We start from the raw sequence: 20,789 nt of genomic DNA on the forward strand, positions 1-20,789 counted from the left end.
GGCAAAAAATTACTTCATGGGAGAAACGGGACCACAAATCAATGCATTACTAGCTGCAACCGCTTGGAACATGAAGAAAATGATGGAACTACTGAAACAGAAAATTATTTTCTTATTTTGTAAGATACAAATTATGCTGTTTTCTAATCCTGTTTTTAAAAATAAATTAAATAGTGGGTTTTGTTAAGGAACGACTAACTAATGATAATTAAAATAAATTTTAGGGGGCGTATGTCTCTATATCATTGGGGGACAGAGACAATATCGAAACCTAATAATAATTCAATTTGGGTAATTTTTATTAGTCCCTCCTTCAAAAATCGGGGACTAAATTTGGGATTGTTCATTGGGTTTTAATGTTTTTCATTGTGTTATAAAATATTGTAAAATGTTAAAAAACAATAAAATAAATATTTATGGTTGTTTATTGAAATTAATCTATACTCCCGTCTTCGCTACAAAAAAAGCTCAACTTAGGTTGGGCTTTTTTTATTTTCTTTTGTAAATAAGTATATTAATTAATGCTTTCTATAAGAATGAGATTTATCTTAATGTGCTGTCTATCGGATATGTTTTTATCTGATTTTTAGCAGTTTTATAGATTAAATTTGGTCAGTTAAAAGATAAGTAGTAATTTTACGCCGTCTTAATGAGGATGCAAGTCTTTAGAAAGGCATAAATTTTTTTTCATCATTTGTGTTTTTAGAATCGTATCGCAAGATGCGATTCTTTTTTTGCTATTTAACACCGGAGTATCTTTCGTAACGTACCATTAAATCAACAAAATAAGAGTACGTAACACTGCCTTCCTGCTGGTTGCTTTTCAGGAAAAGATCGTTCGTAAATCCAAAGAAATTTTCCACAATACCTTCATGCTCTTTCACGAATCTTTTTTCAGCAGCCCGGTCTCTTTTCATCCCTGGGGAATATTCGCCGATAATCTGCTTTACAAAATCTGGATTTTTTTCTGCTAAACTGTTGAGGAGCGATTTTAATACAAAATAGTACGTGCTGTATTTTAATTCCTTATTTTCCGAATTTTTCCCGATAAGGTATCCAATGAAATTTGCCTCCTGTTCACGGGCATAACCTAACTGATGGGCACTTTCATGTGCAAAGGTGAAAGGAAGGTAAGTGGCTGGTAATGCTGCATTATACTGCGCTTCTGCAGTAAAAGGATTATAATATCCCAATATGCCTGTATAGCTCATAATGCCTGTAAACAGACTGGGTTTTAGAGAATTGATACCGTTGCTGCTTTTTGGATGAGGAAAGCCGGGAAGACGCCTCTGTTGCTTCAGGATTTCTTTCTTTACGGATTCCAGATCTTCTACCTTAAAAACACCGTCCTTATCTTCCTTCACCAATAATCTAAGTTGTTTACAGTGTCTAAGATATTTTACGGTTAAGGCTTTGGTCTCTTCCAGAGTAATTTCTTCTTTTGGAAGTTTATGGATAATGGGTTCCTGAAAATAAAGCATTCCCCAAAACAGCTGATAAATAAAATACAGAATATTCAGCAGTATGACAGATTTGAAAAGGTAAGCGTTCCGGGTTTTTTTATTTAAAATTTTAATCAGAAAGAAAATGAAAATAATGGCGAGTAAAATATACGCCACATCTCCGACCGAAAAAGGGCTGTGTGCAAATATTTTCTGATGAAGGGATTTTTGCCATTCAAAAAACCGTTCAAAGAAACGAACAGTAATTTCAGTTTTTGAGAAGATGAAAAATAAAAGAAATTGGGCAAGTAAACTACCTGCCCAAAATCTTTTTCTTTTAATATAGTTCTTTTTAATGGGCACTTTCACTTTTCAAATGATCAAGTTCGATTCCCTGTGCTTTCAGGATTTTAGTTACGCGAACCGCATAAAATACCAGATAAGCAAAACATAAAATTCCCACGATATAACTGAAGTGAATGTTCGTCATATCCGCAAGCATTCCTTGGATCCAGGAGATAATTCCACCTCCCATAATCATCATGATAAGATATCCCGAACCTTGGTTGGTATGTTTTCCTAAACCATTAATCGCGAGTGCAAAAATACAAGGCCAAAGGGTAGAGCAAAATAATCCAACACTAGTGAAGGCATAAACGGAAGTCATTCCTGAAGTCATCATTCCGATCGCAATCGCGATAATTCCCATTGAAGAGAAAATCAGAAGCATTCTTGCCGGATTTCCTTTACTCAGAATATCACACGCAATCATAACCAAAATAATAAGACTGTAAACATAAAAATGGGAAAGATCATGTTTGGCGATAGCATTTACTGCTAAAAATACTCCAAAAGCTAAGTAAGGCGCCAAAAACCTAAGAATTTTTTTAAATCCGGCAGTAATGTCAAATGCATCCACAGCACCGGTCCAACGGCCGATCATTAATGAAGCCCAATACAAGGAAACGTAAGGAGCAATATCTTTGGTTGAAAACCCGAGTGATTTTTCCATATAAGCAGGTAAATTACTCGCGGTAGAAACTTCTACGCCTACATAAACGAAAATCGCTATCATCCCTAAAACAAGTTGTGGGTATTTAAGTGCAGAAGTTCGGTGTTCACCTGGAACAGCGTCTTCCGTATCTTCTGTAATGGTGGGGGTAACTTTAGGTAATGAAGAGAATTTTAAAAGGATCGCAACCAGAACAAATGCTGCACCTAAAATCAGATACGGAACTTTCACCGATTCAATACTCGCTTCGGTATTTGCAGCTGATGCAGAACCGAAAATTGCAAAAGAAACGATCAGTGGACCAATCGTAGTTCCGAAGTTATTAATTCCTCCCGCCATCGTTAAACGCTGCGAGCCGGTTTCTGTGGGTCCTACTTCAATTGCTAGAGGATTGGCCACAATTTGCTGAAGCGAAAAGCCCAAACCAACAATAAACAATCCTGAAATCATCAGCGCAAAAGAGCCCATATTTGCGGCAGGATAAAACAGAAGTGTCCCCGCAGCAGAGATCAAAAGTCCTACAATTAAACCATTTTTATAACCAATTTTGTTTATCACATCCTGCTTTATCGCTTTGGATATAAACATGTAAATCAAAGAACCAACGGTATAGGCAACATAAAATGCTACGGATACCAACTGGCTTTGGCTTTGTGATAAGTTAAAGGCTTTTTTGAAGACCGGGATCAAAATATCGTTACTCGCAGCAACAAATCCCCAGAAGAAAAACACGGTTACCAACGGCACGAACTGTCCCCAATTGGTTTTTTTAGAATAGTTTGTCGACATTTATTATGATTCTTTAAAACAAATATAACTATTTATTTTCTCAATATGAGTTTTCCAAAATCTTTTTTATTTGGGCATGTGCTGCTGTTTTCAGCTCGTTTGCTGAATGGTGCGGGCTCATAATATCGGCGAGATAAACTTTTACCTTACCGGGGTATCCTTTGGAAGCATCAAAGGGAAACATTTCCTTCAGTCCCACAAACGTAAACACAAGCAGCGGAGACTGATGTTTGGAAGCTAAAGTAAACGCACCGTCTTTAAAACTGTCGAGAATGACGGAGGTATCATCGGGAACCCCGCCTTCAGGAAAAATCACGATACTGTCGCCTTCCTCCATTCTTTCAGCGCAGCGGCGGTATACATCTGCCCGGCTCCTGGCTGAACTGCGGTCTACCATGACACAGATTCTTTTATAAATAATGCCGAAAATCGGGATTTTTACGAGTTCTTTCTTGCCGACGTAGCACAGCGGATGATGAGGCATCAGAATACATGGCAGCATTACATCCATAATCGAAGTATGATTCGAGATAAAGACGTATTGCGTGTTTCTATCGATTTTTTTGTCGGTCAGTTTTTTAAGATCATATCGGAATCCCATGCCGTAAAACATGCCGTAACACCAAATCCTGATGAATTTGTATGCATATTTATAATGCTCTTTGCGGATTGAAAGAACCAGTACAGGAATTCCTAAACTGATGGTGAGCACGGCACCCAGCACAATCATCCAGCCACGCCAGATATAATTAAGGATTTTCTTCATTGGAGAAATCGGTTTTCAGTAATCTACAGTTAGAACATCAAACTTAAACTTTTTCTAGCCATTAAAAATAAAATTTTTCTTAACGGTATAATTTAAAACTGAAACCAAAAGAATAGCCGAAATTTTACTCAACATTTCCTGGCTGACTACAAAGAATCCCAGGTCAAGGTGATCGATGAAGATAAAGCTGAAGAAAATCTGGAAAAATGTTAAACTTAAGATTGTTGATAGAAAAGAAACACCCATAAAGTAAGCAAATTCTCTTTTTTTGGAGTGTTTCCCACGAACAAAAACAAACCAAATACTTAAAAAATAGTTCGTGATAATTCCACATGCAGTAGAGAAAATATTACTCAGCGGGAAATAAATTCCGTGGTAATTGTATTCATCAGCAAAAATTAAAGGAATATAAATACTGAAGATTTTAAAAGAACCAATTTCCATCACTGCGCTCAAACCACCGGCAATAATGAAAAACACAACCTGTTTCTGTTTCAGTAAAAGTTCTTTCATAAAAAAAGCGTGTCTGCAAATTTATAACTATATGTTAAACAATAAGAAATTCTTGTTAAAATATTTTTTTGTTTCAATTTTATGACTAATTTTAATTTCTGAAAAGCGATTGACTATCTGATAAATTTTTCATTTTCAAACAGTATTGGAATGTTTATTTTATCTGAATATACTTATTTGATTGATATTTTACAGTTTAAAACTAAAAAATAAACATTTCCATGAATCCTTCCAGACCCTACAGAAAATTCAATCCTCAAAAGAAAAAAATAGAGGAATTAGAGCAGAAAAGCCCGCGTTTCAAAAGAATTTACTCAGAATATGAATCAATGAGCGACGAGTTATGGAATCTGGAGAATACAGACGTTTCAAATATTCCGGATGATTTTCTGGAAGCCATCAAACTCCAGACTTCTTACCTTGAAGACGAAATCGATGACTGGCTTCTCGATGAAAATAATAAGATACAATAAAATAAATCTGTAGAAATGCAGGTTTTGCTATTTTGTTATCTTTGCAAAAATTTTCCGGGTCCGGAATTCTTGGTCAGACGAACGTTTTCCTGAAAGCCATAATCAACAAAAAAACCAAAAAAATTGAAGGTTGTACGCTGTTCTGCACAGAAGCTCACGAAATCATCAATACCGTAAAAACAGTGATGGATTTAGGTTTACCTTACACTGTTTTGCGAGATCAGGTGTTCACACATCCCACAATGTCTGAATCTTTTAATGATCTTTTCGATGTTGAAAAAATCTAACAAATAAAGCAGAATCAACAGATCGAACTAAAGAATAATTTTTTTGTAAATTGAGCTCGAAAAAATAATCAACCAATGAAATTTACCCTGGAAAACTTGTTCATTAAGCACGTTTTGGTAACTTATCTAAAATACAGAGAGCCAATCTGGATTATTTTCTGGGGATTGGTCGGTGCTGCCGCCGGAACTGTTACTTTTGGATAAACCAACTTTTTCACAATAAAGAAATATCTTTGCAAAAAGCTTTTGACTTCGATCATTAGACTTTGTAATTATGAATATCAACCTCAACCAAAATAAAAATCTAAAGCTCTTTAAAATCATTTCCGAAGTAGCGTCGCGGAATAATCAGTCTGTTTATATCGTTGGAGGTTACGTCCGCGATCTGCTGATGAAAAGGAAAGTGCCAACAGATATCGATTTCGTTACCGAAAGTAACGGGATGGATCTGGCGAAAGCAGTAGCCCAGGCAATCAACCCAAAATTAAAAGTTTCAGTCTTCAAAAATTACGGAACGGCAATGTTCAAACATGAAGGTCTGGATCTGGAATTCGTAGGGGCACGGAAAGAAAGTTATGCCGAAGATTCCCGAAAGCCTTCCGTAGAAACCGGCACGCTGGAAGACGACCAAAAACGCCGTGACTTTACCATCAACGCGCTCGCCATTTCTCTGAATAAAGCAAACTTCGGAGAATTGATTGATCCTTTCAACGGAATTTCTGATATTGAAAATAAAATCATCAGAACGCCTCTGGAGCCCAGCCAAACCTATTCGGATGATCCTTTGCGAATGATGCGCGCGATCCGGTTTGCCTCTACACTGAATTTTAAAATCGAAGAAAATTCACTTCACGCCATAAAAAAAGAAGCCGAAAGAATCAAAATCGTTTCCATGGAAAGGATTATGGTCGAATTCAATAAAATAATGCTTTCGGAAAAACCTTCTGTTGGTTTAAAACTAATGGAAGAAACCGGTATTTTGCCTTTGGTGATGCCGGAACTTACTGCCTTGCGCGGCATTGAAGAAGTGGAAGGGCAGACCCATAAAGACAATTTCTGGCACACCCTGGAAGTGGTCGACAATATTTCCAAAAACACCCAAAACCTTTGGCTGCGCTGGGCCGCCCTTCTACACGACATCGGAAAAGCGCCGACCAAAAAATTTGTGGAAGGCATTGGCTGGACTTTTTACGGACATGAATTTCTGGGGTCCAAAATGGTGAAAAGTCTTTTCCACCGGCTGAAACTGCCTTTGGGAAGCGACATGAAGTATGTGCAGAAACTCGTGAAGCTTTCGTCGCGTCCTATTTCTTTAATCGATGACGGAACTTCAGATTCGGCGCTGCGGAGACTGCTTTTTGATTCCGGTGAGGATCTGGAAGATCTTTTTACGCTGTGCAAGGCCGATATTACCACTAAAAATTCTTCAAAACAGCAGAAATTCAAGAAAAATTTTGAATATGTTGCCCAGAAAATTAAAGAAGTAGAGGAGAAAGATCAGGTCAGGAATTTTCAGCCGCCCATTTCCGGAGAGGAAATTATGGAACTTTTCAACCTGAAACCCGGAAGAGAAATCGGGATATTGAAGGAAAAAGTAAAAGAAGCGATTCTGGAAGGCGAAATTGCCAACGATAAAGTTGAAGCCCGAAATTTCGTTATCAAAGAGGCGCAGATTTTAGGATTGAAACCTGCTTAAAAAAAGCGGTGTCAAAGTAAAGACCTTGACACCGTTTTAAAAAAATTTAGTTTTTGTAGAAACCATTGGTCCCAATCCCGGTAGTAAGGGTTTTGAGTAAAGTTCCGGAAGTGTTATAAACTCTGGTAATACTGTTGGCTGAGAAAGAAGGATCTGCAATATATACTTTTCCGTCGATTACATTAAATCCATAAATGTTTCTGGTTTCAAAACCGAACATCGGAACTACGGTATTTCCGTTCATTGAATACAGCTGTTTCGCCGCTGTCACAAAATAAATTTTATTGTTTTCTATCGCAAGTTTTGCCGCATTGGTAATACCGGGTAAAGCAATTTGTTCCACGGTTGCCGTTTTTGCCGCTATTTTGTAAAGGTAGGTCTGGTTGTTATCTGATGATAAAACATATACCGTGTTTTCGTCAGCAATCATGTCACGAATTGCGCCATTGTCGGTTAGCGTGATGGTTTTATCCACCTGGTTATTTGAAGGGTTTATTCTGGTGATGGTATGTCCGGTTGGTAATTCGTTGTAGTTGGTGTCATAGGTAATTCCATCGGTTTGTACATATACAAAGCCATCGGAAGCGACTACTTTTTCGGCATAACGGTCGAAATTAATGCTTTTCACAAAGCTGTTGCCGGCGTCGTAAATATTCAGTTTCATGACATCATAAAAGTTATTATTGGTCACGTAGGTGTAATTTCCTGTGAAAGCAATGTAACGGGGTTGCTCAAGATTGGCAGAAATCGTAGCGGTTTTTTTGAAAGTATATCGGTTTACGACTTCAATTTTGTTTGGAACATTCATTACCAAAAACGCATTATCATTTTTAAAGCCGATGCTTTGGAATACATTTCCTAAGTTTTCGTTATTGTTGTTTTTACCGTAAATATTGTCTTCCTGAGCTGAAAGATCGTTCGGCAAAAACGTTACCGATGCAGTAGGGGTTGAGAATCCTCCTTCATTTGCAATTAGAATCCCGTTTTCATAAGCGCCTTTCGGAACTTCCACGACAGGATCTTCATTTCGGCAGGAAATGTTGAACAATAACGTAAAGGCAAAAGCCGAAGCTAAAATTTTTGATAATTTCATTTTTTTTATATTTATTTAAAAGTTAATTAGTAACTGAATGCTGTAATTTCTTTTAGGCATCGGATAATATGCTGAAGTTTCATATACCTGATCCCAGAGATTGTTGATTTTAATTCCCAACTGCTGGTTTCTCAGAACACGGATATTTATTCCGGTATTCATTACAAAATAGGATGGGATGGCAGAAGATTTTTCTTCATCAGTGGTTGTGTAGGTGAGGCCGGTAAACATTGCCTGTGCATATAATTCGGCAGAACGGTAGCGGTAACTTGCATTGCCGAAAACTTTATGTTTTGGTACGTACGTCATGAAATTCCCGGTTTCTTTATTGATCGCGTGGGTGAACACATATCCTACACTCATTTTTGCAGAATGTTGACCAAAGGTTTTCTTTAATTCAAGCTGAGATTCGAGGCCAAAAGATTCTACTTCTGAAGTGTTGACCGGAACCCAGTATCCGAGGGAACCCGGAACCCATTGGATCATATTTTTTATTCGCAGATAATAGGGAGACAGACTTAAGGAGAGATTTCTGTATTTGAAATTATTGCCGAGTTCAACCTGATGTGCAACTTCCGATTTCAAATCTGGATTTCCGCCCGGTTGCCAGTATAAATCATTAAAAGAAGGATATCTGAAGTTTTTAGATAAATTGAAAATTAATGAATACCAATGATTTACGGCGTGTCGGCCGGATAATGAAAATAAAATGGGAGTTTCCAGATTTTCAACGATATCTTTCTTTATTCCCGCCTCGAAATAATATTTTTGGTGAGGACTCCATCGCAATAATGCGGCAAAAGCACCGGCATTTCTTACGACATCCGTAATTCCGGATTGGTAACCTTTGCCTTTATTGAGCTGATAATCGGTAATGATATTCAGGGCAAAATCATCATTAATGGAATAGTTGAAATCGTTTTTCAGCAAAGCAACTTCGCTTGTTCCGCCGCTGCTTTTAGGCTTTTCTATCGTACTGAAATACTGAAATTCATCTTCCAGATAAGCCAGTCGTAAAATATTCTGAATTTTTTTTGATTTAAAATTCCAGCTCAGCGTGCTTCGGAAGCTATCGGAATGATATTTGGATCTGGAACCGAATTCTGTAGTGGGATAATGCTGTGAACCGCTAAAGTGCTGGGTCTGCCAGGCAAGGGTATTTCCCGAACCGATTTTATAAGCAACACCGAGATTGAAATTTTTATTTTGGTATTGTCCGTTGATGTTTTGATAATTTTTCTCCGGAACTTCGTAATAATTCTTGCTTTCTGAATAATTGCCGCTAAATTTCACACTTAGGATTTCATCGCTGTAAGATGATTTCAGAAAGGTGTTAACTGTCTCATAAGAGCCATATTCCATAAAAAGAGACTGGCGGAAACCTTTGTTAAAAGTCAGTTCATTGTTTAGGTGAATTGTTCCGCCGATTGCCGCACTTCCGTAAATCACGCTTCCGCCACCAGATTTTATTTCTAACTGATCGTACCCGAGCAGATTCAGATTATTGATATCGCCCTGACCTAAAAAAGGGGAATTCACATTAATCCCATTCCAGATGAAAGCAGTTTGCTGTGCGGTCGTTCCACGGAAAGAGGGCGAAGAAACCATTCCCCGCCCGTTTTCTTTAATATTAACGGGAGATTGAAAACGGAGAACCTCGGAAAGATTCGTGGTGTTTTTGAGTAAATCTTCTTCCTTAAGTTTTGATATTTTCTGAACTTTTCTGGAGTTATCCAATTGATTGTCAAATACAAAAACAGTATCTATGGCGTGTTCCTGTGCCAGTAAAAGCATAGGGCTGCAAAGCAGTATTGCTGAGAAAAGATATTTTTTATTCATATATCAGGCTTTTCCTCCGAAAGCGTTTTTGTTGTTAAACTTTAGGCAAGGTCTCCTGACTTTCACATTGTTTCACCTTCCCGTTTCCAGTGGTTTTGTATTGAAACAATTTTTTTATGTGATTTACAGTTGCGGGGACAGTTCACGGATTTCACGTGATTCCCTTTTCCAAAAGCAGAGCAAAGGTACATTTTTAATCCTGTACCTACAAGAATGAGAAGGTGGTGTTAGGATTTGGCCGATAAACTCTTGAGGTAATGATAGGTTTCCACCTGAGAGCGGATTTCTTTTGTGCCGGTTTTTACATAGTCGTTGCGCAGTTTTTTATCCAGAATTCTGGCTTTTACGTTATCGCTGAGCTGAATATCGAGCATGTCTTTAATTTCTTTCTTTAAATTTTTCTGGGTGACTTTAGCCGCTGCTTCAATTCGGTAATCCAGGTTCCGCGTCATCCAGTCGGCGGAAGAAATATAGATATCTTCGTTTCCTTTGTTGTAGAAATACATCACTCTGGCGTGTTCCAGATATTCATCCACAATGCTGATAGCCTGAATTTTTTTCTTAAACTGCTTCTGGTTCACAGCACAGTAAATTCCACGAACGATCAGCCTACAGATAACTCCGGCATTTGCTGCCTCGTAAATCTTCTGAATCAGGGCGCGGTCGCTTAAAGAATTCACTTTAATAATCATTTCTGCATGGCGGTTTGCCTTTGCTTCTTCAATCTCTTTGTCGATATGCTGCATTATTTTTTCGCGCATGAACTGAGGACAGAGCAGTAGATTTTTACAGGATTTCAGGGCGGGCAGAATGTCTTCTTTAGGTTTTCTCAATACATTGAAAACTTTGTTGATGTCGGCCATAATTCCGCGGTCCGAAGTCATCAGAAGATGGTCGCCGTATATTTTTGCCGTTTTTTCGTTGAAGTTTCCTGTGCTTACAAAGCCATACTGAACGGTTTTGTTGTGCGATCTTTTCTTGATGATGCAGAGTTTTGCGTGAACTTTTTTATTCGGAATCCCGAAGAGTACCTTTACCCCTTCCTGCTCCAGGATTTCTTTCCATTCCAGATTGCTTTCTTCGTCGAATCTTGCGCGAAGTTCCAGCATTACTGTAACTTCCTTGCCATTTCTTACTGCGTTGATGAGGGCATTCACGATTTTCGACTGGCTTGCCAATCGGTAGGCCGTGATCTGTATCGATTTTACTTCGGGATCCATCGCCGATTCGCGGAGTAAATCAATGACCGGGGTATACCGGTGATACGGAAAGGTGAGCAGAACATCGGTTTTCTGAATCACATCCGTAACTCTTTGTCCGATAAACATCGCGTGGTCAAAAGAATTGCGTTCCTCTGGTTTCCGGTACATTTTAAAAACATCGGGAAAGTCCATAAAATGCCGGAAGTTGTGTATTTTGCCGCCGGGAATTATACTGTCTTTTTTGCTTAAATGAAGTTTACGGATCAGAAATTCTAGCAGGGCTTTATCCATTTCCTTATCGAAAACAAACCGTGTAGGCTTTCCTTTTCTTCGCGATTTAATGCCTTTCTCAATTTTTTCTGCAAGCGTGGTTTTGATATCGTTATCTAAATCGAATTCCGCATCTTTGGTCACTTTAAAGCAGTGCGCTTCGAAATCAGTATATCCGAAATACGAGAAAATATGAGGGAGGTTATAGATGATAACATCTTCCAGAAGCATTACGTTTTTCTCTGCTTTATCCTCTGACGGAAGCAGCACAAACCGTCCCACCGCCCGGGAAGGAATTTCAATAATTGCAAATTTGCTTTCGTACTGAAATTCTTTCTTTCTCATTGCCACGCCCAGATACAGTGATTTGTCGCGGAGATAGGGCATAGGCACATTTTCATGAAGCAAAATGGGAATCACGTTACTTTCAACCATCTCATCAAAATACTCCTTTACGAAACGTTCCTGCGCCGGGGAAAGATTTTTTGCCGTCCGGATGAAAACTTTCTGTTCCGCCATTTCGATTTGGATTTTTCGCCAGGTTTTATCGAAATTCTGTTGCTGATGGATTACAATTTCGTTAATCTGCTGCAGGATTTTTGTTGGGGCTTGATAGAATGATTCTGTAATGAATTTGTCTTTAAAATCCATGGCTCGTTTTAATCCGGCCACGCGTACGCGGAAGAATTCATCAAGATTATTTGAAAAGATTCCCAGAAAACGGATGCGCAGGTGAAGCGGAACATTTCCGTCCATCGCTTCCTGTAAAACACGCTCATTGAATGAAAGCCAGGTAACATCTCTCGGATTAAACTGATTCGCCATAAAACATACTGTATTTTCCTCAAAAATAGGTAATTTTCGCTCACTTTTACCGGTCTTACCGTAGGCAGAATGATAAATTTTCGTTAAATTTGAGACAAACTTTGCCTATGTTTACACGAGAAATTTTGTTAAAAAACAGGGTTCCTGTACTTTATCTGAAAAAAAAGGATACGCTTTTCCGTGAAGATCAAATTGCATTGAACCTTTATTATCTTACAGAAGGTGAAATCAGGATATTTAACTCCGATTCCGACGGGAAAGAATTTTTAATAAATAAGGTGAACGACCACCAGTTTCTCGGCGAACCGCCATTTCTGCTCTCTGAAAGATATCCCGCCAATGCGGTGATCGCCAGTGAAAGTGCAGAGATTTTCAGTTTTAATCAGAGTCTTTATAAAAAATTTATGCTCGAGAATCCTGAAATTCTTTTTGAATTTACCAAAGAGGTGGCCAAAAAAGCCTACGATAAAACCCTGAGACTCAAATCGATCGTTCACCAGTGTCCTCACGAAAGAATTTTAAATTTTCTAAATATCCATAAAAGAAATATTGGCATTGAACCCGATGAAAAAACCATTATCGACGTTACCAGGAAAGAAATGGCAAACTCTACCGGACTGGCTATTGAAACCGTAATACGTACCGTAAAAAAAATGGAAAGAGAAGATAAAATACAACTCATTAACCATAAAATTTATTATTGATGCAGCGCACGTTCTGGCTTAAATTTTCCGTCTTCAATTTTTTTCTGGTGGCGCTTTTGGGTGTCATCATGCGTTATAAAATCCTTTATTCATTACCTTTCCTGGATCAGAAACATCTGCAGGAAGCGCATTCCCATTTCGCCTTTTATGGCTGGATCACCAATGTGCTTTATGTACTGATCGTAAATTATATAAGCAAAGTGAATCCGTTGGTTCAGCTAAAAAAGTATGAATATTTAATCGTTATTAACCTTGCCGCATCTTTTGCAATGCTCGGTACGTTCATCTACGGCGGTTATTTCTGGGCGTCGATTGCAGCTTCTACAGCAGCGTTGCTTACCAGTTTTGTATTCTGTTATTTCTTCATCAGAGATTCCATGAAAATTCAGGATGCTTCAAAAATCTGGTTTCTTGCAGGATTGTTTTTTGCGGTGATTTCGTCGGCAGGAGTTTTCAACCTGGCCTACATGATGAGTTCTAAAAATATAAACCAGGATCTTTACCTGGCCTCAGAATATTATTTTCTGCATTTTCAGTATAACGGATTCTTTATATTTTCCTGCATCGGACTTTTGCTGTATTCTTTGAAGGAAGCCGGAACGCCTATTTCTGAAAAGAAAAATAAATTGCTGTTCTGGCTGATGTTTCTTGGCTGTTTCATCGGCGTAGGGCTTTCGGTTTTATGGATGAAGCTGCCGGCTGCCGTGTTTACTCTGATTGTTATAGCGACGCTGGGCCAAACTGCAGGGGCCGTAATGATTTATGATTTTGTAAAAAAAAGTTGGACGAATCTGGTGGTGAAATGGTCGCCGATGCACAGGTTTGTACTTCTTTTCGTGGGATTTGCATTTGCAGTGAAAATTGCGCTGCAGTTGGGTTCCAATATTCCTGCAGTAAACCAGTTTGCTTTCGGATTCCGTAATGTAGTGATCGCTTATCTGCATTTGGTGCTGCTGATGTGTATTGCAACATTTTTGGTGAACGAGATTCTGGCAACCAATTTCTTCACCATTTCGAAACCGCTGCTGTTGGGTCTTAAACTTTTTCTTTTAGGTATTTTCCTTAATGAATTTCTTCTGGGACTGATGGGCATTTTTTCGATAAAATATATTTCGATTCCTTATGCAAACCATTTCCTGCTGTACATTTCTTTACTTATTTTTATTGCGCTGCTCCTCATCTTTGTAAACTTAAAGACGAAAAAGCTGCATTAAAAACAGATACTTTTATTAATAAAAAATGGCTTTCAAAATATTTTTGAGAGCCATTTCTACAATTAAATTTAACAAATTCAGAATTTATTTTTCGGGCAGCAGTACTTCGTCAATAGCATACACAATGCCGTTAGAAGCAGGAACTGTGGCTACAATTTTTGCTTTTCCGTTGATTACAGGCTTCCCGTCTACTATCGTTATCGTAATATTTTTTCCGTTTACCATTCCTAAACTTTGTCCGTCGGTCATATTTTCTTCTTTAATCACTCCAACGTACGTATGATATCCCAGAACGTCAGATAAAGCATCAGCCTGTTCCGGTTTCAGAAGACCGTCAACAGTGCCTGCCGGAAGTTTGTCGAAAGCAGAATTCAGTGGAGCGAATACGGTAAATGGACCTGCGTTGCTGAGAGATGTTGTGAGGTTTGCGGCTTTCACTGCGGTCACCAGAGTTGATAAATCCGGGTTTTTTGCCGCCAACTGTACCACTGTTGGGTTGGAATCATCGTCCAGAACAGCTTCCTGTCCCTGACCTACGGCTTCGGTAGTTGTAGCGGAATCTGTCGTGGTGGTTTCATTTTTCTTGCACGAAACCAGCGCGAACCCAACCAGACCTAAAATGATAATCGATTTTTTCATTGCTTAATTTTTATTAAAAGTACGCACAAAAATGAACTGCGGGATATGACTGTGGTCATATGCAAGTGTCTGTAATTGTGATATTTGTCACCACAACGAAAAAGCGGTATTTAATAAATAATTAAAGGTCTTTTTTATTGAATTTTATCAAAGAAAGTACAAATGGAACCGTTGCCCAGATCATCAGAATCAGCATCGAGATTCCCATGCCGCCGCCTGATCCGAAAACTTTTTGAAATACAGCTCCCGAGTAACCTAGCATCGCTGAAATATCCAGCTGAAGCAAAACGAAAATTCGCGAAAGCCCCACCGGATTGAGACCTGCAAGTGTGGCCATGATTCCTTCAATAGGATAATCGGCAAACTGGAACATCAGAACGAGCAGAATTCCGTCATAAATAATGCTGAAAAACATCCAGATGAAAATCGAGATTCCGATTCCCTTTGCACGGTCGCGGCTGATAATGGCCGAGAGCATCGCAAAAGAAGAGAAGATCACCGAAAGTAAAATACCGATAATAATCAGCGAAAATCCTGTTTCAATCGACGAATAGAGCAGAATCGGAATGCCGCATCCCAGCAGAAAAGCCAGAACCAAAGCCGTGGAAAGTCCCAAAAAAATATTAAACCAAACCTTTACCCGCGGCACCGGCTGGCTCAGAAGGAGTTCGATAAACTGGCTGCTGTTGTAAACATAAATGGTCGAAAAAATAATGCTGACCAAAGGAACTACCAAAAGCACTACATTCAGCAAACTCAGTGTAGCTTTGGTATAATTGCTTTCGAGGCCGAGTACCGACCAGGAAATAATGAAAAGTAAAATGGTATAGAAAATTATAATCTTATTTTTTAAAATATCAAAAAGGATAAAGCGTGCGATCTTGTTCATTTTTTCATTTCTTTTAGGATGCTGATGATGGATTCTGATATTTTTTCTGATTTTCTTTCGGTCATCAGGTCGGTTACCGATTGCTGAACGATAATTTTGCCTTCATTCATAAAAACAATTTCGCTCACAATATCATCCAGCTCACTCAGAAGATGCGAGGTAATGATGATGAGTTTGCCCCTGTTTTTTTCTTTGATGATTTTGTTTTTCAGGATTTCTGACGCCAAAGGATCAAGTCCGGCAGTGGGTTCATCAAGAATAATGATTTTCGGATCGAACATGAAAGCCAGTACGGCGCTCACTTTCTGTGTTGTACCTCCGGAAAGCGTACCCATTTTCTTATCGTAGATTTTTTCCAGTTCGAAGTTTTCCAGAAGTTCGGTATCGAGATGAGTTTCAGATGTTTTCCGCGTATCCTTAATCATTCTGATGGTTTGCCCGATGCTCATGTTTTCCGGATAGCGGCCGATCTGTGGCATATAGCCGATGTCTTTTCGGTAAAGATAATCGTCCTTCACACTTTTTCCGTCCACCAGAATATCACCGGTCTCGATGACGTTGAGTCCTAAAATCGATTTAATCAATGTAGTTTTCCCGCAGCCGTTCGGGCCGATGAGGGCAATGGATTTACTGTTCGTAAAAATCAGATTCAGGTCATCCAGAGCGGTGAATTTGCCGAATTTCTTGGTTAAATTTTTTACTTCTATCATAATTCTATATTTGGAGGGAAGTGGGAAGCTCCAAACTTCCGACTTCAAACTGCGGACTTCAAACTTCGTATTTCATTTTTATAATTCGACTTTCTTCATCAGCGGCTGCTCGTCCACAAAATTTTCAGGCGTAAGACTGGGAATTATTTTTTCAGTTTTGTCGAGCAGATCTACAAAGAATGTTTTAAAAAGCAGCATGATCGATGGATTGTTCTCTACAAGAACAGAATATAAACTCAGCGGGTGAAAAGGAACGTCGCCCACTTTGTCTTTATCCATGTCATAACCTTCATATTTGTCCCAGAAATTTTTTTTGAAATCGTTCATCGCCATGGTGCCGCTCGTGCTGACATCAAAAGTGTTATTGATGAAATTGTTGTTCATCACACGGTTTTCCATACAGTTGGAATTGATTTTCATTGCCCACCCATTGTCTTCGAAATCATTTTTGAAAAGATCAATTTTCGTGGCGCCATCAAGAAAAATGGCAGTCGTGTTGTTCTGAAATCTGTTATGTTTTATTTTACTGAAACTGATGTCTTTCAACAGCAGGCCGTAGTTCGCGTCGCCCCAGTTGTTGATGAAATTATTACCCACCATTCCCACATTATTACTGTACATTACTGCCACACCTGCGTTATTGTTATCGAAGGTATTGCCCACATACACATCATCATTCGATGACATAAAGTGCAGGCCATATCTTAGATTTTTTTTAGAGTAGTTGCGGTAAATGTATGATTTAATAACTTTTTCGAGGTAAATGCCGTCTTTGTGACCCTCAATATAATTGTTTTTGATCCAGATTTCCTCGCTTACCCAGGCGTGGATTCCGTCACCAATTCCTTCCTGTGAAGTGGCCCGTGTTGAAGTGATTTTATTATTGCGGATCATACACCGGTAACCGCGTTGTATATAGATGCCGAAATAGTTGTTTTCGAAGATATTGTTTTCGATGGTGGAATAATGGCTGTCGTAAAGTCTCACCGCACCGATGTTTTTAATTTCGTCTTCACCGGAATTGATGATTCGGAAGCCTTTCAGCAGGATATTGTTCGCGCGGAAAGAGAGGATTTCATACTTCATTTCCCCATCCAGAACCGGCCTGCCGATACCGATAAGTGATAAAGGATGCGTAATGCTGAGGTTGCCTTCTTTGTAAACCCCGCTTTCCACTAAAATACTGTCGCCACTTTTTGATGCGGCGACAGCTTGTTTAATGGTTTTAAACTGTTCGTTTTTTCCCACTTTCAGAATATTCGAAAATATGAGTACAGGAAAAAAAAGAAACATTAATCTGAACATAATTCTTTATTTGGTTAAACTGGCTCCAAGCGTGGCAGCGGCTTTCTGTGCGGCTGCTTTGTCCTGATAAGCCTGTGTGTTTCCGCCCATTGGGGATTTTATGCTGCCGCCTTTGATGAAGGTAGCTTTAGCTTTTTCCAGAAATTTACCGGAAGGGAAATCGATCACATAGGTTTTTGCATTGGTGGCCTTGTCGGGATTCGAACTTTCATACATGTTCATACACATAATGTCATCGAATTTATAAGCCCGGCCTTTTTGGGTAATCAATTGGGTAGCGTATTTCTGTTCAGTGATGGTCATCCGGCAGTTATCGCACTGGTCTTTACCGAGAGCGAAATCTTGGGGACCGCTCTTCTGGCAAGACATAATTGCTAAAACTGAGACTGCTAGAATAAGTGGTTTTGTAAAATTCATTTGATTTAAAATTAAGTTGATCGTATTTTAATGTAAATCTCAGACAGATTTTGGTTTTCTGAACTCTATAAATGCTAATATAGCCAAAATTAATGCAACGCCAAACATAATTCCACCGCCGATGTTGGGATAAGAGTAAGCACCGAAGTTCAGTAACTGCTTAAATCCGATTAGTGGTGGCTGATAAGACATTCCCGGAACTACAATCGCTGCATTAGGATCCAGATTATGTCCGTAATCGTATTCCCATAGCCAGAAATCGACCATAAATGCAACTCCGAAGATCATGAATAAAACGGCAGTGATATAAAGCCACATCTTTTTATTCAAAAAAGCAGCCAGTAAACAAAGTGCTGCGAAAAATCCTAAAGCATAGGGAAGTACTGTAAACTCCCAGAAATCTTCGGGGTGGATGGTCTTCATACCGATATAGTGATTAAGTCCGTTAATGATTTCGTATTCTCCGGTAATTTTACTTGCCCAGAGATACATGGCCAAACCTTCAGGATATTGCGGTGCTTCCAGATAAATGGACCAAAGCGGTACAAAAATGGAAACGATAAGGGCGATTCCGCAAACGATTAGTAAAACTCTTGTTAAGTTATTTAAGGTATGAGTTTTCATTATTTTTAAAATTAAAAAAGGGCAGAAATATCTGCCCTTTATTTCTGAATTTATTTTGTTTCCCCTTGTTTTACCGGACTCTGTGCGTTGTCCTTCTTATTATTCAAAGAATAGATAAGCGGGGTGTTGCTTCCGGCGGGCGATACTCTTACATATCCCTGCATTTCCTGGTGCAGTGCACTACAGAAGTCGGTACAGTACATTGGGTACATTCCAGGTTTTTTCGGAACCCATTTTAGGGTGCAGGTTTCTCCCGGCATAATCAGCAGTTCGGCATTCTCGTTGCCTTTGATAGCGAAACCGTGAGGTACATCCCAGTCCTGCTCAAGATTGGTTACGTGGAAGTACACTTCATCACCAACCCTTATTCCTTCAATATTATCCGGAGCAAAGTGAGACCGGATAGAGGTCATGTAAACATGTACTTTATTTCCTTCTCTTACCACCTTACTTTCCGCTTCTCCTTTGGTTACATAAGGGTGTTTGTTATCGGCAATTTTAAAGAATTTTACCTGATTTTTAGAAAGCATCTCGCCCGGTAATGCCTGTGCGTAGTGGGGCTCACCAAATGTTGGATAGTCCAGCAAAAGTTTCATTTTATCGCCACTGATGTCGTAAAGCTGTGCAGACTGTGCCAGTTCCGGACCTGTAGGTAAATAACGGTCTTTGGTAATTTTGTTGTACGCTACAAGGTATTTCCCGAAAGGTTTCCCGGAATCACCGCCTGGGATCATTAAGTGTCCTACAGAGTAGAAAGTTGGTTGTCTGTCAAGAACCTTAAGGTCTTTAATATTCCATTTCACAACTTCAGAAGAAACGAACATCGAAGTGTAGGCATTTCCTTTTCCGTCAAACTCTGTGTGGAGTGGGCCTAAACCTGGTTTCTGAACTTCACCGTGTAAAGCAGCTTCATATTTAATCACCTGTACGCCATCGTATTCTCCTGCAAAATTTTTGTCAGCAATCGCTTTAATCATTTTGTCGAAACTGAATACTGGGATAAGTGCTGCAAGTTTACCGGAACCAATAATGTATTCACCAGTTGGGTCAACATCACATCCGTGTGGAGATTTAGGACAAGGAATCATGAACATAGCATCTTTCATATCTTCAACAGAAAGTACAACCACTTCTTTTTTCATGGTAGAAGTTGCGCTGTGCGTACTTTCGTCCCATGTGTTATGTGCATACTCTGTGGTTACTTTTCTTCCTTTTCCGGCTTTCACCAGTTCAGCAGCTTTTTTCCAGTTCACTGCCATGATGAAGTCTTTGTCATTCTGCGAAGCATTTACCTCAAGTAAAGTATTTGCTTTCTCTGAGTTGTAGCAGGAGAAGAAGAACCAGTCGCCCGATTTTTTCTTACCGGCATGTGAAAGGTCAAAGTTGATCCCTGGAGCTTCAATCTGGAAAGAAAGATCCATACCGCCGGTTTGCTGATCGATTCCGATAAATGAAAGTACTCCTTTGAAGTTTTCTTTGAATGAATCAATCGGAACGTCGCCGTTGGCATCATCTGTAGGAACTGCAAAACGGGTTCCTGCAACTACATACTCTGTATTTTCCGTAAGGAATGGTGAAGAGTGATTCCCTGCAGAGTTTGGCAACTCCAGAATTTCAACAGTTTTGAATGTTTTTAAATCAATTCTTGCCACGCGCGGAGTATTGTTTGCGTTAGCAAAAAGCCATCTTCCGTCCACTTCCGCATTGGTTTGCGAAAGGGAAAGGTGGTGCTGGTCATCCCAAGGAATAAAACCGTGAGAAGTTTCGAGCATTGGTTTGGTTTCTTCACTGTATCCGTATCCGTTTTCAGGATTTACAGAAAAAACAGGGAGAACCTTTAACAATCTTCCGCTAGGTAAGCCATATACGTTTACCTGCCCGTTGAAACCACCGCTCACGAAGTTGTAAAACTCATCGTACTTGCCGGGAGCAACGTAAACTTTTTGTGCAGCGTCGCCACTTACGGCGGTCTCAGTACCTTTTGGTTTGCAACCTGTCAGCGCTATTATGGCAACAATGGCAGAGAGCCCCAATAATTTAAGACTTTTCATATATATTTGATTAAAATTTTTCTTCTCAG

Annotated in this window: 21 protein-coding genes and 1 riboswitch; of the genes, 7 read left to right on the forward strand and 14 right to left on the reverse strand. The window is 39.2% G+C overall.

The features are described 5' to 3' along the window. Positions 1 to 187: hypothetical protein (locus OK344_RS12800; RefSeq protein ID WP_407936714.1), on the forward strand; the 187-nt coding region annotated here is incomplete at its 5' end. Positions 188 to 737: 550 nt separating this feature from the next. Here OK344_RS12800 and OK344_RS12805 read toward each other — a convergent pair. From OK344_RS12805 to OK344_RS12820, 4 genes are read right to left on the reverse strand one after another with little or no spacing between them, the layout of a single operon-like run. After that, positions 738 to 1,805, reverse strand: coding sequence for a DUF3810 domain-containing protein (locus tag OK344_RS12805; RefSeq protein ID WP_265145132.1), 1,068 nt, complete (start codon positions 1,803 to 1,805; stop codon positions 738 to 740). Continuing rightward, positions 1,795 to 3,243: an MFS transporter gene (locus tag OK344_RS12810; protein WP_265145133.1), complete on the reverse strand. Its 1,449-nt coding sequence runs from the start codon at positions 3,241 to 3,243 to the stop codon at positions 1,795 to 1,797. The genes OK344_RS12805 and OK344_RS12810 overlap by 11 nt, the downstream gene beginning before the upstream one ends. A 40-nt stretch (positions 3,244 to 3,283) precedes the next feature. Then, positions 3,284 to 4,009, reverse strand: a complete 726-nt coding sequence (locus OK344_RS12815) for a lysophospholipid acyltransferase family protein (RefSeq protein WP_265145134.1) — start codon at positions 4,007 to 4,009, stop codon at positions 3,284 to 3,286. Positions 4,010 to 4,063: 54 nt separating this feature from the next. Next, positions 4,064 to 4,522: a GtrA family protein gene (locus tag OK344_RS12820; RefSeq protein WP_265145135.1), complete on the reverse strand. Its 459-nt coding sequence runs from the start codon at positions 4,520 to 4,522 to the stop codon at positions 4,064 to 4,066. Positions 4,523 to 4,743: 221 nt separating this feature from the next. Here OK344_RS12820 and OK344_RS12825 point away from each other — a divergent pair, with 221 nt between their 5' ends. From OK344_RS12825 to OK344_RS12840, 4 genes are all read left to right on the forward strand, one after another. Continuing rightward, on the forward strand, positions 4,744 to 4,995 hold the full coding sequence (locus tag OK344_RS12825; RefSeq protein ID WP_088469808.1) for a hypothetical protein: 252 nt from the start codon (positions 4,744 to 4,746) through the stop codon (positions 4,993 to 4,995). 41 nt (positions 4,996 to 5,036) lie between these two features. Beyond that, positions 5,037 to 5,282: an oxidoreductase dimerization domain-containing protein gene (locus OK344_RS12830; protein ID WP_265145136.1), complete on the forward strand. Its 246-nt coding sequence runs from the start codon at positions 5,037 to 5,039 to the stop codon at positions 5,280 to 5,282. A 75-nt stretch (positions 5,283 to 5,357) separates the two neighbouring features. Beyond that, the gene (locus OK344_RS12835) at positions 5,358 to 5,486 is read left to right on the forward strand and encodes a hypothetical protein (protein ID WP_265145137.1); all 129 of its coding nucleotides are present in this window, start codon (positions 5,358 to 5,360) and stop codon (positions 5,484 to 5,486) included. A 70-nt stretch (positions 5,487 to 5,556) separates the two neighbouring features. Then, positions 5,557 to 6,978: a CCA tRNA nucleotidyltransferase gene (locus OK344_RS12840; RefSeq protein ID WP_265145138.1), complete on the forward strand. Its 1,422-nt coding sequence runs from the start codon at positions 5,557 to 5,559 to the stop codon at positions 6,976 to 6,978. A 46-nt stretch (positions 6,979 to 7,024) separates the two neighbouring features. Here the strand turns inward: OK344_RS12840 and OK344_RS12845 are convergent, their stop codons facing one another. From OK344_RS12845 to ppk1, 3 genes are all read right to left on the reverse strand, one after another. Further along, the gene (locus OK344_RS12845; protein ID WP_265145139.1) at positions 7,025 to 8,071 is read right to left on the reverse strand and encodes a DUF5074 domain-containing protein; all 1,047 of its coding nucleotides are present in this window, start codon (positions 8,069 to 8,071) and stop codon (positions 7,025 to 7,027) included. A gap of 15 nt (positions 8,072 to 8,086) precedes the next feature. Further along, on the reverse strand, positions 8,087 to 9,910 hold the full coding sequence (locus OK344_RS12850; RefSeq protein WP_265145140.1) for a TonB-dependent receptor plug domain-containing protein: 1,824 nt from the start codon (positions 9,908 to 9,910) through the stop codon (positions 8,087 to 8,089). Positions 9,911 to 9,937: 27 nt separating this feature from the next. Then, positions 9,938 to 10,134: riboswitch (cobalamin riboswitch) on the reverse strand. Between the two features lie 3 nt (positions 10,135 to 10,137). Then, a complete protein-coding gene (gene ppk1, locus OK344_RS12855) occupies positions 10,138 to 12,207 on the reverse strand; it encodes a polyphosphate kinase 1 (protein WP_265145141.1) in 2,070 nt (689 codons plus the stop codon). Between the two features lie 107 nt (positions 12,208 to 12,314). Here ppk1 and OK344_RS12860 point away from each other — a divergent pair, with 107 nt between their 5' ends. Further along, entirely contained in the window at positions 12,315 to 12,911 is a 597-nt protein-coding gene (locus OK344_RS12860) for a Crp/Fnr family transcriptional regulator (protein ID WP_265145142.1), read from the forward strand. Continuing rightward, complete coding sequence (locus OK344_RS12865) at positions 12,911 to 14,125, forward strand: hypothetical protein (RefSeq protein ID WP_265145143.1); 1,215 nt, start codon at positions 12,911 to 12,913, stop codon at positions 14,123 to 14,125. The genes OK344_RS12860 and OK344_RS12865 overlap by 1 nt, the downstream gene beginning before the upstream one ends. Before the next feature lie 84 nt (positions 14,126 to 14,209). On the opposite strand, the gene OK344_RS12870 is transcribed toward OK344_RS12865, so the two are convergent. The 7 genes from OK344_RS12870 to nosZ form a co-directional block, all read right to left on the reverse strand. Continuing rightward, on the reverse strand, positions 14,210 to 14,764 hold the full coding sequence (locus tag OK344_RS12870) for a fasciclin domain-containing protein (RefSeq protein WP_265145144.1): 555 nt from the start codon (positions 14,762 to 14,764) through the stop codon (positions 14,210 to 14,212). A gap of 121 nt (positions 14,765 to 14,885) precedes the next feature. Continuing rightward, a complete protein-coding gene (locus OK344_RS12875; protein WP_265145145.1) occupies positions 14,886 to 15,653 on the reverse strand; it encodes an ABC transporter permease subunit in 768 nt (255 codons plus the stop codon). Further along, on the reverse strand, positions 15,650 to 16,363 hold the full coding sequence (locus OK344_RS12880) for an ABC transporter ATP-binding protein (RefSeq protein ID WP_265145146.1): 714 nt from the start codon (positions 16,361 to 16,363) through the stop codon (positions 15,650 to 15,652). Before OK344_RS12880 ends, OK344_RS12875 begins: the two co-directional genes overlap by 4 nt. A 78-nt stretch (positions 16,364 to 16,441) precedes the next feature. Further along, on the reverse strand, positions 16,442 to 17,668 hold the full coding sequence (locus OK344_RS12885) for a nitrous oxide reductase family maturation protein NosD (RefSeq protein WP_265145147.1): 1,227 nt from the start codon (positions 17,666 to 17,668) through the stop codon (positions 16,442 to 16,444). 6 nt (positions 17,669 to 17,674) lie between these two features. Continuing rightward, positions 17,675 to 18,085, reverse strand: a complete 411-nt coding sequence (locus tag OK344_RS12890) for a nitrous oxide reductase accessory protein NosL (RefSeq protein WP_253313039.1) — start codon at positions 18,083 to 18,085, stop codon at positions 17,675 to 17,677. A gap of 39 nt (positions 18,086 to 18,124) precedes the next feature. Then, complete coding sequence (locus tag OK344_RS12895) at positions 18,125 to 18,709, reverse strand: hypothetical protein (RefSeq protein WP_188320441.1); 585 nt, start codon at positions 18,707 to 18,709, stop codon at positions 18,125 to 18,127. A gap of 50 nt (positions 18,710 to 18,759) precedes the next feature. Then, a complete protein-coding gene (gene nosZ / locus OK344_RS12900) occupies positions 18,760 to 20,760 on the reverse strand; it encodes a Sec-dependent nitrous-oxide reductase (protein ID WP_265145148.1) in 2,001 nt (666 codons plus the stop codon). Positions 20,761 to 20,789: the final 29 nt, after the last annotated feature.

The sequence above is a fragment of the Kaistella yananensis genome (assembly GCF_026107505.2).
GTDB classification, from domain to species: Bacteria; Bacteroidota; Bacteroidia; order Flavobacteriales; family Weeksellaceae; genus Kaistella; species Kaistella yananensis.

Coding starts and splice junctions, on each gene's coding strand:
- OK344_RS12810 (WP_265145133.1), bottom strand. CDS start 3,243: ATGTCGACAAACTATTCTAAAAAAACCAATTGGGGACAGTTCGTGCCG.
- OK344_RS12815 (WP_265145134.1), bottom strand. CDS start 4,009: ATGAAGAAAATCCTTAATTATATCTGGCGTGGCTGGATGATTGTGCTG.
- OK344_RS12820 (WP_265145135.1), bottom strand. CDS start 4,522: ATGAAAGAACTTTTACTGAAACAGAAACAGGTTGTGTTTTTCATTATT.
- OK344_RS12825 (WP_088469808.1), top strand. CDS start 4,744: ATGAATCCTTCCAGACCCTACAGAAAATTCAATCCTCAAAAGAAAAAA.
- OK344_RS12835 (WP_265145137.1), top strand. CDS start 5,358: ATGAAATTTACCCTGGAAAACTTGTTCATTAAGCACGTTTTGGTAACT.
- OK344_RS12840 (WP_265145138.1), top strand. CDS start 5,557: ATGAATATCAACCTCAACCAAAATAAAAATCTAAAGCTCTTTAAAATC.
- OK344_RS12845 (WP_265145139.1), bottom strand. CDS start 8,071: ATGAAATTATCAAAAATTTTAGCTTCGGCTTTTGCCTTTACGTTATTG.
- OK344_RS12850 (WP_265145140.1), bottom strand. CDS start 9,910: ATGAATAAAAAATATCTTTTCTCAGCAATACTGCTTTGCAGCCCTATG.
- ppk1 (WP_265145141.1), bottom strand. CDS start 12,207: ATGGCGAATCAGTTTAATCCGAGAGATGTTACCTGGCTTTCATTCAAT.
- OK344_RS12860 (WP_265145142.1), top strand. CDS start 12,315: ATGTTTACACGAGAAATTTTGTTAAAAAACAGGGTTCCTGTACTTTAT.
- OK344_RS12865 (WP_265145143.1), top strand. CDS start 12,911: ATGCAGCGCACGTTCTGGCTTAAATTTTCCGTCTTCAATTTTTTTCTG.
- OK344_RS12870 (WP_265145144.1), bottom strand. CDS start 14,764: ATGAAAAAATCGATTATCATTTTAGGTCTGGTTGGGTTCGCGCTGGTT.
- OK344_RS12875 (WP_265145145.1), bottom strand. CDS start 15,653: ATGAACAAGATCGCACGCTTTATCCTTTTTGATATTTTAAAAAATAAG.
- OK344_RS12880 (WP_265145146.1), bottom strand. CDS start 16,363: ATGATAGAAGTAAAAAATTTAACCAAGAAATTCGGCAAATTCACCGCT.
- OK344_RS12885 (WP_265145147.1), bottom strand. CDS start 17,668: ATGTTCAGATTAATGTTTCTTTTTTTTCCTGTACTCATATTTTCGAAT.
- OK344_RS12890 (WP_253313039.1), bottom strand. CDS start 18,085: ATGAATTTTACAAAACCACTTATTCTAGCAGTCTCAGTTTTAGCAATT.
- OK344_RS12895 (WP_188320441.1), bottom strand. CDS start 18,709: ATGAAAACTCATACCTTAAATAACTTAACAAGAGTTTTACTAATCGTT.
- nosZ (WP_265145148.1), bottom strand. CDS start 20,760: ATGAAAAGTCTTAAATTATTGGGGCTCTCTGCCATTGTTGCCATAATA.